Here is a 14954-nt window from a genome sequence, read left to right on the forward strand (position 1 = left end):
CGGCGCTTCCTTCTCGCGCTGGCGGGTGGAGGGAAGAGCCTCCACTGCTGGCGGGGCCGAGCGCCAGCGTGCGCCTCGCGTCCCCCAGCAGGGGTCGAGCGCCGCGCAAAAATGGGGTGCAGAGGCTCTCTCTGTGCCAGGCAAGGGCTTTGCTACGGCTGTGCTTGGCGGTACGCTGAATCCGATCGAGCTACCGCGCAGGCCACGCGACACCTCTCGAGGTGACGTCCCCTGACGCCCCCGCGGGTTCCGCCCGCGCAGGAACGAACAGAGTCCCCGCGCGCGCCCGCCCGCGAGATCCGCTCACGCGCCCGCGCGACCCCAGAGAAAGGCAGCGAAGGAAGAACATGAACACCCGCTCGTTTGAACAAGTCCTTTTGGCCCTGACAATGACGCTCTCGGCCGGTTGCGCGGCCGAGGCGCTCAGCGAAGAGGAGCAGAGCGAGGTCGTGGGCGAGGCGGAGGAAGCGATATCGCTCTTCTCCTTCAGCCGGAGCGCGACCAACAACGCCACCGTGAACACGACCAATTTCAACCTCAATATCAACCCAAACAGGCGCGTGATGATCGGCACGACCGGCATCGTTGGCGCCAGCTCCTCGGGCGACACGTTCCTCCGCCTCTTCGACCTGAGCTCCGGGTCGCCCGTGCAGGTGGCCTCGGCGAACGACGGCCCCTCGGGGTCGATCTCGGCGCAGATCCGCTATACGACGTCGTCGACGGGCTGGCCCTTCCAGATCCGGGCCGGCTGTGACGGTTTCTCCTCGTGCAGCGGCACGGTCGCGATCGCGCACGGCAAAGGCACCTTCTCGTACTCGAGGAGCAGCACGAACTACGCCACGACCAACTATGTCGACCAGGCGTACTTCTTCAACGCCGGAGAGACGATCTCCTTCGGCACCTGCGCGGCGGTGCTCTACGGGGCGAGCCGCTCGGGGATGTCGTATATCCGCCTCTTCGATCGCAACGGCGTCCAGGTCGCCGTGGACTCCGCCGAGACGATCGGCTGCTCCGAGATGCCGAAGACGACCCACGTCGCGGCGCTCTCGGACTACTACACCTTCCGCGCCGGCTGCGTCGGCAACGCCTCGTGCACCGCGACGGTGGCCGTCTACGCCGAGTGAGGCTCGACCAGCTCGCGGCGAGCAGCTTCCCTGTCAGAGCCAGCCCACCGCTCGAGGCTACTTGCCTGCTTGCCGCTCGGCCCGCCCCCATAGCCGGAATTGCCGGACTCATGGAGAGACGGTGATTGTCCGGTATTCTCGCGTCGATGCAGTCTGCGCCACCGCGCGGATCAAAACCCGCGCTGGCGGCATGGCGTGACGCCTGAGGCGCTGTAAGGTCTGCCCCGCCGTACAGCAAAGGAAGCACCTCGAAGGATGAACCGCCCGTCCGTCTCCGCCGAGCCCCCCCCTGGAGCAGACCTCTCCACCGCCGGCGGGCGCGCGCATGGCTACCCGCGGCCGCAGCTCCGGCGCGCCGGGTGGGAATCACTCAACGGTACGTGGAGCTTCGCGCTCGATCCCGAGGCGCGCTTCCGGGAGCCGGCCGACGTCGGCTGGGAGGGCTTCATCGAGGTCCCCTTCGCGCCGGAGACCCCGCGGAGCGGCGTGGGCGCGCGCGGCCTCTTCCGCGCCGTCTGGTACCGGCGCACCATCGCGGTGCCGGAGCTCCGCGGTGGAGAGCGGCTGATGCTGCACTTCGGAGCCGTCGACTACGACGCGACCGTCTGGGTCGCGGGGAGCCGCGCGGCGCATCATACCGGCGGCTACACCCCCTTCAGCGTCGACATCACCGACCTCGTCGGTTCGGCGCGCGCCGTCGAGATCGTCGTGCGCGCGGAGGACGATCCGCTCGACCTCGCCAAGCCGCGCGGCAAGCAGGATTGGCAGCTCGAACCCCACTCCATCTGGTACCCGCGCACGACCGGCATCTGGCAGACGGTGTGGATGGAGCGCGTGCCCGCGAGCTCGATCGCGGCGCTCCGCTGGCAGTCGAGCCTCGACCGATGGGAGCTCGATTTCTACGCCAGGATCGGCGGCGAGCGCCGGGACGGACTGCGGCTGCGCCTGCGCCTCACCGCGAACGGCGCGCTGCTCGCCGAGGACAGCTACGCCGTGGTGCTCGGCGAGGTCCACCGCCGGATCGCGCTCTCCGATCCGGGCATCGACGACTCGCGCAACCAGCTGCTCTGGAGCCCCGAGTCACCCACGCTCATCGAGGCCGAGATCGAGCTCGTCACCCGCGACGGCGAGACGATCGATCGCGTGCACAGCTACACAGCGCTCCGGTCCATCGCGGTGCAGGGCGACCGCGTGGTGCTCAACGGGCGGCCCATCGTGCTCCGGATGGTGCTCGATCAGGGCTACTGGCCCGAGACTGGGATGACCGCGCCCGACGACGACGCGCTCCGGCGCGACATCGAGCTCACGCGCGCCATGGGGTTCAACGGCGCACGCAAGCACCAGAAGATCGAGGATCCGCGCTATCTCTACTGGGCCGATCGGCTGGGCTTGCTCGTGTGGGAGGAGATGCCGAGCGCTTACCGCTTCACGCCCCTCTCGATCGAGCGCCTCACGCGCGAGTGGACGGAGGCGATCAACCGCGATTTCAGCCATCCGTGCGTCATCGCCTGGGTGCCCTTCAACGAGTCCTGGGGCGTGCCCAACCTGCCGGACAGCGCGCGCGAGCGGCACGGGGTCAAGGCGCTCTATCACCTCACCAAGACGCTCGACCCGACGCGCCCGGTGATCGGCAACGACGGCTGGGAGGCCGTGGCCACCGACATCATCGGTATTCATGACTACGATCCTGATCCGGCCCGGATCGCCCAGCGCTACGACGGCGGCGAGTGTCGCCCGCGGCTCTTCCGGCGCGAGCGCCCCGGCGGCCGCGTGCTCGTGCTCGACGGCCACTCGCGCAAGCTGGAGCACCCGATCGTGCTCTCGGAGATGGGCGGTATCGCGCTCCGCCGCCCCGGCACGTGGGGATACACCTCCGCCGATAACCCCGCGGCGCTGGAGCGGGCGTACGAGCGCCTCCTCGCCGTGGTGCGCGCGACACCGCTGCTCGCGGGCTTCTGCTACACGCAGCTCACCGATACCTACCAGGAGGCCAACGGGCTTCTCTACGCCGATCGGACGCCGAAGTTCCTGATCGACGCCATCGCCGCCGCCACGCGCGGCCGGGCCGCCGGTCAGGTGCACCCCGACACGATGGAGCTCGCGGAGTGCGCCGGCCCGCGCCAGGAAGGCATCATCATGGACGAGGTGATCGCCGGGGAGGAGTGATGTTCAAACGGAGCCTCGCCAAACCGGGCGGCTGAGAGGCGGCCGAGCTCCGCGATGGACGTGGCCCTCAGGTACGTTCCTTGTATTGCCCCTCCCCGGCGGCACGCTCGTGCACATCAGCCGCGCCGCGGCCGCCACCGAGGAGGACAAGCATGAGCCCGAAACGGCGGCCGGACGTCGTCTGCTTCTCGCACCTGCGCTGGAGCTTCGTCTTCCAGCGCCCGCAGCACCTCCTCTCGCGCTGCGCGCGCACGCGACGCGTGTTCTTCTTCGAGGAGCCGATGTGGAGCGACGGGCCGCCGCGGATCGAGGCCGCGCCCGTCGATCGCCACGGCGTGCGCGTCGTCACGCCGCACCTGCCACCAGGCCTCGACGACGCGCGGATCCACGCGCTACAGCGCGATCTCGTCGACGACATGCTCGATCGCTTCGGCATCGACGATCACGTGCTCTGGTACTACACGCCGATGGCGCTCCTGTTCTCGCGGCACCTCGCGGCCAGCGCGGTCGTGTACGACTGCATGGACGAGCTCTCCGCGTTCGCCGGGGCGCCGCCCGCGCTCAAGCATCACGAGGCCGAGCTGCTCCGCCGCGCCGACGTGGTCTTCACCGGAGGGCGAAGCCTCTACGAGTCCAAGAGGGCGCTGCACGCGAACGTGCACCTGCTCCCGAGCAGCGTCGACATCGCCCACTTCGCCGCGGCGCGCCGGCCGCTCGCGCCGCCCGTCGATCAGGCCACGATCCCGGGCCCGCGGCTCGGTTACTTCGGCGTCATCGACGAGCGCATGGATCTCGATCTCATCGCCGGGGTGGCCGCCGCCCGGCCTGAATGGCACCTCGTCTTCGTCGGTCCGGTGCTGAAGATCGAGCCGGCGAGCCTGCCGCGCGCGCCGAACATTCACTATCTCGGCAAGAAGACCTACGAGGAGCTGCCCGCCTACCTCGCGGGCTGGGACGTGGCGCTCCTTCCGTTCGCGCGCAACGAGGCCACGCGCTTCATCAGCCCCACCAAGACGCCGGAGTACCTCGCGGGCGGCAAGCCCGTCGTCTCCACGTCGATCCGCGATGTCGTCCGGCCCTACGGCGAGCTCGGCCTCGCGCGCATCGCCGACACCGCGGGCGATTTCGTGGCCGCCGTCGAGGCGTACCTCGCCGACGACCACGCCGCGCGGCTCTCGCGGGCCGACGCGCTGCTCGCACAGGGTTCGTGGGACGCCACATGGTCGAAGATCGAGAAGCTGCTCGACGGCGTGCTGATGGTGGGCCGGCGCCCGGCGGCGCGGCAGGGCGCCGATGTTTGACTATCTCATCGTCGGCGCCGGCTTCGCGGGCTGCGTGCTCGCCGAGCGGCTCGCGCGCGGCTCGGGCAAGAAGGTGGTGCTCTGCGATGTCCGCCCGCACATCGGCGGCAACGCCTATGATCACCACGACGCCGCCGGCGTCCTCGTGCACAGGTACGGCCCCCACGTCTTCCACACCAACTCGCGGGAGGTCTTCGAGTACCTCTCGCAGTTCACCGAGTGGCGCCCGTACCAGCACCGCGTGCGCGCCTGGGTGGACGGGCAGCTCGTCCCCATCCCGATCAACCTCGACACCATCAACCAGCTCTACGGCCTTCGCCTGAGCGCGCCCGAGGTGGAGGCGTTCCTCGCGTCCCGGGCCGTGCGACGCGAGCAAATCCGCACCAGCGAGGACGTGATCGTCAGCAAGGTCGGCGTCGAGCTCTACGAGAAGTTCTTCAAGCACTACACCCGGAAGCAGTGGGGACTCGACCCGTCCGAGCTCGACGCCGCCGTGACCGCGCGGGTGCCGGTGCGGAGCAACCGCGACGATCGGTACTTCACCGACACCTACCAGGCCATGCCGCTCCACGGCTTCACGCGCATGTTCGAGCGGATGGTCGATCACCCGAACATCAAGATCCTGCTCAACGCCCCGTTTCGCGAGATGCAGAGCGTGATCCCTCATCGCGAGGTGATCTTCACCGGCCCCGTCGACGCCTTCTTCGACTATCGCTTCGGAAAGCTGCCGTATCGATCCCTGGAGTTCCACTTCGAGACCAAGGATCAAGAGAGGTTCCAGGACGCGCCGGTCATCAATTATCCGAACGAGAACCCCTATACCCGGGTCACCGAGTTCAAGCACCTCACGGGCCAGGTGCACCCGAAGACGACCATCGTCTACGAGATCCCGAAGGGCGAGGGCGATCCGTATTACCCCGTGCCGCGGCCGGAGAACGCGGCCCTCTACCGCAGGTACGAGGAGCTCGCCAAGGAGACGCCCGGCGTCCACTTCGCCGGGCGGCTCGGGACCTATCGCTACTACAACATGGACCAGGTGGTGGCGCAGGCGCTCACCCTCTACGCCAAGCTGGCCGGCGTGCCGAACCGACAGCTCGCCGCGGCCAAGGCGGCTTGACCATGGCGGAAGAGGCGAGGGCGCCCCTCGAGATCTGGGGCGGGGTGGAGTGCACGGTCAACCGCGTCGGCGACGTGGTTCACCACCAGCTCGAGCGGAGCGGGCACGCGCGCCGCCTCGATGATCTCGATCGCTTTGCCGCGCTCGGGATCCAGGCGCTGCGCATGCCCGTGCTCTGGGAGCGGACGGCCCCCGACCGGCCGGAGCGCCTGGACTTCGGCTGGGCCGACGCGCGGATCGAGCGGCTCCGGGCGCTCGAGGTGCGGCCCATCATCGGGCTCGTCCACCACGGCAGCGGCCCGCGTTACACGAGCCTCGTCGATCCTGGCTTCTCGGAGGGGCTCGCCCGCTTCGCCCGCGCGGCGGCCGAGCGCTATCCGTGGGTCACCGACTGGACGCCGGTGAACGAGCCGCTCACGACGGCCCGCTTCTCGGGCCTCTACGGGCACTGGTACCCGCACGGCCGCGATCCGCGCACGTTCGTGCGCGCGCTGCTCACCGAGTGCCGCGCGATCGCGCTCGCCATGCGCGCCATCCGGGAGGTGATCCCCCGGGCGCGCCTGATCCAGACCGAGGATGTCGGCAAGACGATGAGCACGCCGCTGCTCGCGTACCAGGCCGAGCACGAGAATCACCGGCGCTGGCTCAGCTTCGATCTGCTCACGGGGCGCGTGGACGGCGATCACCCGCTGTTTCCGCTGCTCCTAGGGTGGGGCGCCTCGCCCGCCGAGCTCGCGTGGTTCGTCGAGGATCCCTGTCCGCCGGACATCCTCGGCATCAACTACTACATCACGAGCGAGCGCTTCCTCGACGAGCGGCTGGCCTCTTACCCCGCCTGGTCGCACGGCGGAAACGGCAAGCACGCGTATGCCGACGTCGAGGCCGTGCGTGCGGTCGCCGGAGGCATCGACGGGCACCGCGCGCGGCTCCAGGAGGTCTGGGATCGCTACCGCCGGCCCGTGGCGATCAGCGAGGTGCACCTCGGCGGGCCGCGCGAGGAGCAGCTTCGCTGGCTGGTCGAGGCGTTCCGCGCCGCAGAAGCGGCGCGCGCAGCGGGCGCGGACGTGCGCGCGGTCACCGCGTGGTCGCTGCTCGGCTGCTTCGACTGGAGCTGCCTCGTCACCGAGGAGCGCGGGCACTACGAGCCGGGCGTGTTCGATGTGCGCGGCCCCGAGCCGCGGCCCACGGCGCTCGCTCGGCTGGTCTCCGCGCTCGCGCGCGGCGATCGCTTCGAGCATCCCGTGCTCGCCCCGCCGGGCTGGTGGCGGCGCCCCGAGCGGCTGACGTACGGTCCGGCCGCGGCCGTCGCGCCCGCGCCCGAGGCGGCCGCCGCCGGCCCGCCCATCCTGATCACCGGCGCGAAGGGGACGCTCGGCCGCGCGTTCGCGCGCCTGTGCGCGCTGCGCGGCCTGCCCCATCGCACGATCGGGCGCGACGAGATGGACATCGCCGATCCCGCGTCGGTCGAGCGCGCCCTCGACCGGTTCGCCCCCTGGGCGGTCGTCAACACGGCGGGGTTCGTGCGCGTCGACGAGGCCGAGCGCGAGCCGCACCGCTGCGAGCGCGAGAACGCGCTGGGGCCCGCCGTGCTCGCGATCGCGTGTCGCCGGCGGGACGCGCGGCTCGTGACCTTCTCGGCCGATCTGGTCTTCGACGGCGCGCAGCGCTCGCCGTACGTGGAGACCGATCCCGCGCGGCCGCTCAACGTCTACGGCCGAAGCAAGGCGACGGCGGAGTGGAACGTCCTGGCGATCCTCCCGGAGGCGCTGGTGGTGCGCACCGCCGCGTTCTTCTGTCCCTGGGACGAAGCGCACTTCGTCGGCGCCGCGCTGCGCGCCCTCGGCGAGGGCCGGAGCTTCCACGCGGCCGACGACGTGATCGTCTCGCCGACCTACGTCCCGGATCTCGTGCACACGACCCTCGATCTGCTGATCGACGGCGAGCGCGGCATCTGGCACCTCGCCAACCGGGACGCCACGAGCTGGGCGGAGCTCGCCTCGCGCAGCGCGGCGCTCGCGCGCGTCCCCGCGACGCGGCTCGTGCGCTGCCCGAGCCGCGCGCTCGGCCTGGCCGCGCCGCGCCCGCGGTACAGCGCGCTCGGGAGCGGCCGCGGGCTCTTGTTGCCGTCGCTCGACGACGCGCTCGCGCGCTACGTCGCGGAGCGTGAGCCCCGGCCACAAAGTTAGGAGGTTTCATGCGCGTCCTGGTCACCGGCGGAGCCGGCCACATTGGCAGCGTGATCACCGAAGAGATCGTCGCGCGCGGTCACGACGTCGCGGATCTGGCCGAGATCATCGGCTCGGCGTTCAGCTGGGGGCTCGCCCGGCGACGCGAAGGCGGCGCTCGCCCGGCAGCTTGATCTCGCCCACGCCGCGGTTCACGAGCAGCGGCGCCGAGGAGGCGGAAGCGTGGCCGCGATCGCGTTCGAGCATGTGTACAAGCGCTACCAGGGGGGCGCGCCCATCGTGGAGGACCTGTCGCTGCGCGTCGAGGACGGCGAGCTCCTCGTGCTCGTCGGGCCTTCCGGGTGCGGCAAGTCGACGACGCTCCGGATGATCGCGGGCCTCGAGGACGTCGACGGCGGGACGCTCTCCATCGGCGGCCGCGTGGTCAACGACGTGCCCCCGAAGCAGCGCGACGTCGCCATGGTCTTCCAGAGCTACGCGCTCTACCCGCACATGACGTGCTTCGAGAACATGGCGTTCTCGCTCGCGCTCCGCCGCGTGCCGCGCGACGAGGTGAAGCGCCGCGTGGAGGCCACGGCGCGCGCGCTGGCGATCGATCACCTCCTCGATCGCAAGCCGCGGGCGCTCTCGGGCGGCCAGCAGCAGCGCGTCGCCATCGGGCGCGCCATCGTGCGCGAGCCGGGCGTGCTGCTCATGGACGAGCCGCTCTCGAACCTCGACGCCGCGCTGCGCAGCTCGATGCGCGCCGAGCTCCGCCGCCTGCATCGTCGCCTCGGGACGACGTTCGTGTACGTGACCCACGATCAGACGGAGGCGCTCACCCTCGGGGAGCGGATCGCCGTCCTCCACGGAGGCGCGCTCCTCCAGCACGACAGCCCGCAGCAGCTCTACGACCGGCCGGCCAACGTCTTCGTCGCGACGTTCATCGGCGCGCCCCCGATGAACCTGATCCCCGCCGAGCTCCGCCTCGACGGCCCGACCTCGGTGCTCTCGGCGCCGAGCGTGCGGTTCGCGCTGCCGAGGACACCGGAGCACCGCGAGGGCCGGGTGATCGCCGGGGTCCGGCCCGAGCACCTCGGCCCGGCGCCCGCCGACGCCTCGCTCGGCGTGCAGGGCGACGTCGAGATGGTCGAGGCGATGGGGTTCGAGTCGTACGTCCACCTGCGCGTCGGCGAGGCCGCGATCGTGTCCCGCTGGTTGGATCGCGGCACGACGCCGGCCGTCGGCGCGCGCGTGGCGCTGGCCGCCGCGCCGGAGCACGTCCACCTGTTCGATCCGCGCACCGAGGAGCGGGTCTGAGATGGCCCGTCGCGCGCTCCGGCTCGTGGTCTTGTGCGCGTCCATCTCGCCCGCCGGATGCGCCTCGAAGGCCGATCCCCCCTCGCACGTCGCGCGCACGACCATCACCTTCGTCGGCTGGGGGATGCCGGAGGAGCGGGCCATCATGCGGTCGGCGCTCGGCGCCTTCGAGCGGATCCACCCGGAGATCCACGTCGAGTACACGCAGGTGCCCGGCGTCGGCTACGACTACCTCAACAAGCTCCGGCTGATGATCGTGGCGAAGCGCGCGCCCGACGTCTTCTACGTGCCCGACGGCGCGTTCGGCGAGATGGTCAGTCAGGGCGTCCTGCGCGACATCGGCGGTCTCGTGCAGGAGAGTCGGACCCTCGATCTCGCCGACATCTGGCCGACCGCCCTGGACCGCTATCGCTGGAATGGTCGCGTCCTCCACGAGGGCAGCCTCTACGCGCTGCCGAAGGACATCGGCCCCACGGTGCTCTACTACAACAAGGACGTGCTGCGCCGCCGCGGCGTGCCCGCGCCGGATCCCGAGGTGCCGATGACCTGGGACCAGGCCATCGCCGCCTTTCGCGCGCTCACGTACCGCGAAGGTTATGTCCAGCACTGGGGGATCACCGGATATCCCTATGAAGCCGCGGTGTGGTCCGCGGGCGGCGAGATCGTGGACGCGGCGCAGCGCCGGTGGCTCATGGACTCCGACGTGTCGATGGACGCGGTGCAGTGGTGCGCGGATCTGGCCCTCCGCCATCAGGTGGCGCCCAACCTCGCCCGCAGCGGCGGCGCCGGGCAGAGCGAGCTCTTCGAGGCCGGGCTCGTCGCCATGCACATCGATGGTCGCTGGATGGTCCCGCGGTACCGCCGGATGCGCTTCGACTGGGATGTCGCGCCCGTGCCGGTGCCGAAGCCGGGCATGACCTCGGTGAGCTGGTCGGGCTCCGTGGGGCTGGCCGTCAGCGCCGCGAGCCGGCGCATCGCCGAGGCGTTCACGTTGATCGAGTACCTGGCCGGCCCCGAGGGACAACGCGAGCTGGCCCGATCCGGGCTCCAGGTGCCCAATCAGCGATCGGTCGCCGCGACCGCCGCCTTCCTCCAGCCCGGGCAGCGGCCGGCCCACGCCGAGGTCTTCCTGCGCGCCGCCGAGACGAGCCGTCCGAGCCCCGAGACCGAGACGCCCAACGCCTTCTGGCACGAGGTCTTCTCGAGCTTCATCCCCCAGGTCTGGCGCGGCGAACGGCCCGCGCGCGAGCTGCTCCCGGCCCTCGCGCCGATCGTCGAGCAAACCATGCGGGAGAACAACCCCGGACCGGAGGCAGCGCGTTGAAGAAGCAGATACCGCGCGCCCGCGCGGAGGCGCGCTGGGGTTGTGCGTTCGTGGCGATCCCCGTGCTCGGCTTCGTCGTGTTCGCGCTCGGCCCGATGCTGGCGTCGCTCTATCTGAGCTTCACCCGCTTCGAGGTGCTCACGCCGCCGCAGTGGGTCGGCCTCGATAACTACGCTCGCCTCTTCGCCCGGGATTTCTTCATCTGGCGGACGCTCGCCAACACGGCCTTTTACCTCCTCGGCATCCCGATCGGCATCACCATCTCGCTCTTGCTCGCGCTCCTGTTGAACCAGAAGCTCAGGCTCGAGGGGTTCTTCCGCACCGTCTATTTCATCCCCTCCGTGTGCTCGATCGTGGCCGCGGCGCTGCTCTGGAAGTGGATCTACAACGCCGATTACGGGCTCATCAACACGTACCTCCGCGCCCTCGGCGTCGCCGACCCGCCCGGGTGGCTCTCGAGCCCGCACCTCGTCAAGCCCGCGCTCGTCGTGATGGGGATCTGGAGCGGGCTCGGCTACAACATGGTCCTCTTCCTGGCCGCGCTCCAGGGCGTGCCGCGATCGCTGCTCGAGGCCGCGGAGCTCGACGGGGCGAACGCCTGGCAGCGCTTCCGGCACGTGACCCTGCCGGCCATCAGCCCGATGACGTTCTTCATCGCCGTCACCAGCGTCATCGGCGGGCTGCAGAGCTTCGATCAGGTCTACGTGATGACGCGCGGCGGCCCCGAGTTCCGCTCGGCGACGTTCATGCTCTATCTCTACCTCACCGGCTTTCAGTACTTCCAGATGGGTTATGCGTCGGCGATGGCCTGGGTGCTCGGCGCGCTCGTGATGATCGTGACCGTGCTCCAGTTCCGCCTCGCCCGGCGCTGGGTGCACGATGAGTAGCGGCCGGAGGTCCCGAGGGCGCCGCGCGCTCCGGCTCCTCTCCTATGCGGTCCTCGCGCTGGTGGCCGTCTTCGTGCTCGCGCCCTTCGCGTTCATGATCAGCACCAGCGTGAAGCCGGCGGACGAGATCTATGCGGTCCCGATCCGCTGGATCCCGGCGCGCCCGACGCTCGCCAACTACCGGCAAGCCTTCGCCGAGATCGACATCCTCCGCGGCACCTGGAACACGCTCCTCATCGCCGTCCCCTCCACCCTCGGCGGCCTCCTCACCGCCTCGTTCGCCGGCTACGCCTTTGCGAAGCTCCGTTTTCCGGGGCGCGACGCGATCTTCGCCGCGCTCCTGTCGACGATGATGCTGCCGAGCGTGGTCACGTTGATCCCGCAGTTCGTTGGCTTCGCCCGGATCGGCTGGATCGACACCTACTATCCGCTCATCGTGCCGGGCGCGGCGGGCAGCGCGGTCGCGATCTTCCTGATGCGGCAGTACTTCGCGAGCATTCCGGACGAGCTCATCGAGGCAGCGACGCTGGATGGCGCGAACCCTTTCCAGACGTTCACGCGGGTGGTCTTCCCCCTCGCCGGGCCGGCCGTCGCCACGCTCGCGGTCCTCGGGCTCAAGGCCGCCTGGAACGACTACTTCGGGCCGCTCATCTACATCACCTCTCCGCAGAAGATGAACATCCAGCAGATGATCGCCGGCACCCAGAACGCCTACGGCGGCGAGCCGGCCGTGCTCATGGCGGGCGCCTCCCTCGCGATGTTGCCGCTCGTTGTGCTCTTCCTGTTCGCGCAGCGGTACTTCGTGGAGGGGCTCGCGCGGACCGGGCTCAAGCGCTGATTCGTCGCAGAGGGCGGAGCGCTTCGTCCCAGCGGCGGATCGGACCACTCGGATGAGCACCTTCGCCTGCTGGCCGGGTAGGGGAATACGCCGGCGAGCAGGAGGTGCGGCTCCAGGCGCACGTATGCCCAGCATGGATCCGAGGACGCCAGTGCATCGTCCATGCGCGCTCGACCGTGGTCTACAAATCGCAGCAACCTTCACTCATGGAAGTCAGGACAACCAGGCTGATTGCCACTCTCGCGCTGTCGCTCGCTTGTTTCTCATGTGCCATGGCGACGGAGGATGTGGGCGAAGGGCCTGGCGCGGTCATGTTGGATGACATGAACACGTCAGAGGTCACCCTCACCGCATCGGATGAGCTGGATTTTCATGACGGGCCGCGCATCGAACGCCAATTGATCTGCCTCGCCTTGACGGCATCCGGCCAGGAGGCGAAGGAGGCGTTTTGTGGATCGCGATGGAGGCTAGACCCGGACAAAAAGGACCTATGCTCGAAGAAGGCAGGCAGCGGGAACGATGTTGAGTGGATCCTCTACTGCGCGCTGACGAGTTTCCCGGAGTAGCCGCCGCTTCCCGGCGGCGTGCGACGGGTTCGACGTGCACTGCGCGGCGCGCACCGCGGCGGCGCCATCGCGAGCGCCGATGCCGCGACGAGCGCCGCGCCGCGCGAGGCCACGAGCCCCCGCGACGGCGGGCGCCGCCGGTCACTGCGGGGAGCGCCGCGAGCGGTGATCGCGCTGGACCGTCGCTGCACGGCCCTGGTGCGGCGGCGCGAGTGCATCCGTCAGGTCTGCATGCGGCGATCTCAGGATTGAAAGATTCAGGGGCTTCCTTACGGGTAAGTCCTTGAAAACGGTGCGGAAAGGCCCTGGCCCGTCTCCTGCTAAGTAACGACGGCAGAGCGCCCGTGACGGCTTCCCCCCCCGCCGTCGAATGGGCGCTCTGTTTTTTGTGGCCCGGCGCGGGAAGGCGCGAAGAGCGCCCGGCAGACGCTCGGCCGCTGTGGCGGTGGATCCGCGGTGACGAGGCCGTCGTATCCCTTGCTGCCCACGGTCTGCATCACCGTCGCGCTCACGCGTCGCTCGGCGGCGAGCCGCTTGTTCAGGCGGCGCACTCGCTGGACGTTGGGATCGGCGCTCTCTGGGTCGATGACCGCCCCCTTGCGCACGACGTTGGCGATCGCGATGACGCTGCCGCGGCGGGAGAGCTCGAGCGTCCACGCGAAGTAGTCGGGATTCCACGGCTTGTCGGCGTCGATAACAGGCGCGCCTGGGGCTTTCTTCGCAAGCCGCTTGGATCTGGATGGGCGTCACGCGGAGGCTGTAGCGCTATCGCGATACGATCGTGGAGCGGTGCAGATGCGGCGGCAGTTCGACTTCGTCAACGTGATCGAGGCGGCGTACCGGGTGGAAGGGGGCAACGAAGCGTGGCTCCAGGGCATCGTCGATGCCGCGGGTCCGGCCTGGGGCTCGGCGCGCGCCGTCGCGGCCTTCATCGCCGAGTTCGACGAGCAACGCGCGACGTTCCGTGCATTCGCGGCGGACCTGCGTGGCTACCCGGAGGTTGTCGTGCGCGAGGCGCTCGCGCTCGACGACGCCCACATCTGGCGACGCCTGCGCTCGTTCCCGGTGGCGCTGCTCAGCGACCACTTCGCGCGTCCCGTCGACGAGCGCCCGAGGCTGCGATCGGTCGATGCGCGCGATGGCTTCGGTCTCATCGCGGCGGATCCCGGGCCGCGGTTCGCGGTGCTGGGGTTCGCGTTGCCTCGCAAGACCCGGCTCGCGGCCGGCCGGCGCGAGCTGTGGACCCGACTGTCCGCCCACATGGCGGCCGGCCTCCGGTTGCGGAGCCTCGTCGCGCGCGACACCGCGGAGGCCGTGCTCGCGCCTGATGGATCCGTGCTTCACGCGGAGATCGCGGCCAAGCCCGCGCCGATGCGCGAGGAGCTGCGCCGGGCCGCGCTGGCGATCGACCGTGCGCGCGGTGCGCTGCGCCGGAGCGACGCCGACGAGGCCGTCGAGATCTGGCAGGGGCTCGTCGCAGGCCGGTGGTCGCTCCTCGAGCGCTTCGAGAGCGACGGCCGGCGCTTTCTCATCGCGCGCCGCAACGATCCCGCGGCGCGTCCGGCCCGCGGCCTCAGCACGCGCGAGCGCCAGGTCGCCGGGTACGCCGCGCTCGGCCACTCGAACAAGCTGATCGCCTACGAGCTCGGGATCAGCGTCTCCAGCGTCAACACGCATCTCGCGCATGCGCAGGCCAAGCTGCGCGTGCGCTCGCGCCTCGAGCTCATCAACGCGCTCGGGTGGCTCGACGCCGAACATCTCGCGCGACAGGCATCGTCGGATTGACTATGGCGCGATCCCGGAAACCCTCGAAGCCTGTCGCCGACGACATCCGCGTGGTCCGCATGCAGATCGGCGGCGACGAGTACGCCGTGATCAGCCTGCCCGCGCACGACGAGGCGCCGCCCGCGCTCACCGATGCCGAGCGCGAGGTCGCGCGCCTCCTGACCGCGGGCCTGTCGAAGGCGGAGATCGCCGGGCGGCGCGGCTCGTCGGTGTACACCGTCGCGAATCAGGTGGCCGCGATCTACGCCAAGCTCGGCGTTCGCTCGCGCGCGGAGCTCGTCGCGCGCTGGGCCGGCCGGCTCTGACCCGCACGGCCTTCGCTTCGTTGACTATGGTCGACCGCGTCCGCGATCCGACATCG

At 70.2% G+C, this 14954-nt stretch carries 13 protein-coding genes and 1 pseudogene; 13 read left to right on the forward strand and 1 reads right to left on the reverse strand.

What is annotated here, in order from left to right; genetic code table 11:
* Positions 1-389 precede the first annotated feature (389 nt).
* From WME97_RS16705 to WME97_RS16755, 11 genes are all read left to right on the forward strand, one after another.
* A complete protein-coding gene (locus WME97_RS16705) occupies positions 390-1124 on the forward strand; it encodes a hypothetical protein (protein WP_437552901.1) in 735 nt (244 codons plus the stop codon).
* A gap of 255 nt (positions 1125-1379) precedes the next feature.
* Positions 1380-3290 carry a glycoside hydrolase family 2 protein gene (locus WME97_RS16710; protein ID WP_437552902.1) on the forward strand — a complete coding sequence of 637 codons (1911 nt, stop codon included), beginning with the start codon at positions 1380-1382 and terminating at the stop codon, positions 3288-3290.
* Positions 3291-3442: 152 nt separating this feature from the next.
* A complete protein-coding gene (locus tag WME97_RS16715) occupies positions 3443-4591 on the forward strand; it encodes a glycosyltransferase family 1 protein (RefSeq protein WP_437552903.1) in 1149 nt (382 codons plus the stop codon).
* Complete coding sequence (gene glf, locus WME97_RS16720; protein ID WP_437552904.1) at positions 4584-5708, forward strand: UDP-galactopyranose mutase; 1125 nt, start codon at positions 4584-4586, stop codon at positions 5706-5708. The genes WME97_RS16715 and glf overlap by 8 nt, the downstream gene beginning before the upstream one ends.
* Positions 5709-5710: 2 nt before the next feature.
* A complete protein-coding gene (locus WME97_RS16725) occupies positions 5711-7894 on the forward strand; it encodes a family 1 glycosylhydrolase (RefSeq protein ID WP_437552905.1) in 2184 nt (727 codons plus the stop codon).
* Between the two features lie 8 nt (positions 7895-7902).
* The gene (locus WME97_RS16730) at positions 7903-8067 is read left to right on the forward strand and encodes a hypothetical protein (protein WP_437552906.1); all 165 of its coding nucleotides are present in this window, start codon (positions 7903-7905) and stop codon (positions 8065-8067) included.
* 49 nt (positions 8068-8116) lie between these two features.
* Positions 8117-9193 carry an ABC transporter ATP-binding protein gene (locus tag WME97_RS16735; RefSeq protein WP_437552907.1) on the forward strand — a complete coding sequence of 359 codons (1077 nt, stop codon included), beginning with the start codon at positions 8117-8119 and terminating at the stop codon, positions 9191-9193.
* A gap of 1 nt (position 9194) precedes the next feature.
* Positions 9195-10517 (forward strand): ABC transporter substrate-binding protein, encoded by a 1323-nt coding sequence (locus WME97_RS16740; protein WP_437552908.1) that lies wholly within the window; start codon positions 9195-9197, stop codon positions 10515-10517.
* Positions 10514-11404 carry a carbohydrate ABC transporter permease gene (locus WME97_RS16745; protein ID WP_437552909.1) on the forward strand — a complete coding sequence of 297 codons (891 nt, stop codon included), beginning with the start codon at positions 10514-10516 and terminating at the stop codon, positions 11402-11404. Before WME97_RS16740 ends, WME97_RS16745 begins: the two co-directional genes overlap by 4 nt.
* Positions 11397-12242, forward strand: a complete 846-nt coding sequence (locus WME97_RS16750; RefSeq protein WP_437552910.1) for a carbohydrate ABC transporter permease — start codon at positions 11397-11399, stop codon at positions 12240-12242. The genes WME97_RS16745 and WME97_RS16750 overlap by 8 nt, the downstream gene beginning before the upstream one ends.
* A 176-nt stretch (positions 12243-12418) precedes the next feature.
* The gene (locus tag WME97_RS16755) at positions 12419-12808 is read left to right on the forward strand and encodes a hypothetical protein (protein ID WP_437552911.1); all 390 of its coding nucleotides are present in this window, start codon (positions 12419-12421) and stop codon (positions 12806-12808) included.
* Positions 12809-13260: 452 nt separating this feature from the next.
* Here the strand turns inward: WME97_RS16755 and WME97_RS16760 are convergent.
* Positions 13261-13503: pseudogene (locus WME97_RS16760) on the reverse strand (O-methyltransferase); the annotation flags it as partial.
* Between the two features lie 100 nt (positions 13504-13603).
* Between WME97_RS16760 and WME97_RS16765 the strand changes: the two are divergent.
* On the forward strand, positions 13604-14593 hold the full coding sequence (locus tag WME97_RS16765) for a helix-turn-helix transcriptional regulator (protein ID WP_437555401.1): 990 nt from the start codon (positions 13604-13606) through the stop codon (positions 14591-14593).
* A 2-nt stretch (positions 14594-14595) separates the two neighbouring features.
* Complete coding sequence (locus tag WME97_RS16770; RefSeq protein WP_437552912.1) at positions 14596-14898, forward strand: LuxR C-terminal-related transcriptional regulator; 303 nt, start codon at positions 14596-14598, stop codon at positions 14896-14898.
* Positions 14899-14954: the final 56 nt, after the last annotated feature.

Source organism: Sorangium sp. So ce367 (genome assembly GCF_051520455.1).
Lineage (GTDB): Bacteria > Myxococcota_A > Polyangia > Polyangiales > Polyangiaceae > Sorangium > Sorangium cellulosum_B.

What these genes read in the sequence shown, in the direction of transcription:
- WME97_RS16705 (WP_437552901.1), top strand. Translation starts at nt 390, where the DNA reads ATGACGCTCTCGGCCGGTTGCGCGGCCGAGGCGCTCAGCGAAGAGGAG.
- WME97_RS16710 (WP_437552902.1), top strand. Translation starts at nt 1,380, where the DNA reads ATGAACCGCCCGTCCGTCTCCGCCGAGCCCCCCCCTGGAGCAGACCTC.
- WME97_RS16715 (WP_437552903.1), top strand. Translation starts at nt 3,443, where the DNA reads ATGAGCCCGAAACGGCGGCCGGACGTCGTCTGCTTCTCGCACCTGCGC.
- glf (WP_437552904.1), top strand. Translation starts at nt 4,584, where the DNA reads ATGTTTGACTATCTCATCGTCGGCGCCGGCTTCGCGGGCTGCGTGCTC.
- WME97_RS16725 (WP_437552905.1), top strand. Translation starts at nt 5,711, where the DNA reads ATGGCGGAAGAGGCGAGGGCGCCCCTCGAGATCTGGGGCGGGGTGGAG.
- WME97_RS16730 (WP_437552906.1), top strand. Translation starts at nt 7,903, where the DNA reads ATGCGCGTCCTGGTCACCGGCGGAGCCGGCCACATTGGCAGCGTGATC.
- WME97_RS16740 (WP_437552908.1), top strand. Translation starts at nt 9,195, where the DNA reads ATGGCCCGTCGCGCGCTCCGGCTCGTGGTCTTGTGCGCGTCCATCTCG.
- WME97_RS16750 (WP_437552910.1), top strand. Translation starts at nt 11,397, where the DNA reads ATGAGTAGCGGCCGGAGGTCCCGAGGGCGCCGCGCGCTCCGGCTCCTC.
- WME97_RS16765 (WP_437555401.1), top strand. Translation starts at nt 13,604, where the DNA reads ATGCGGCGGCAGTTCGACTTCGTCAACGTGATCGAGGCGGCGTACCGG.
- WME97_RS16770 (WP_437552912.1), top strand. Translation starts at nt 14,596, where the DNA reads ATGGCGCGATCCCGGAAACCCTCGAAGCCTGTCGCCGACGACATCCGC.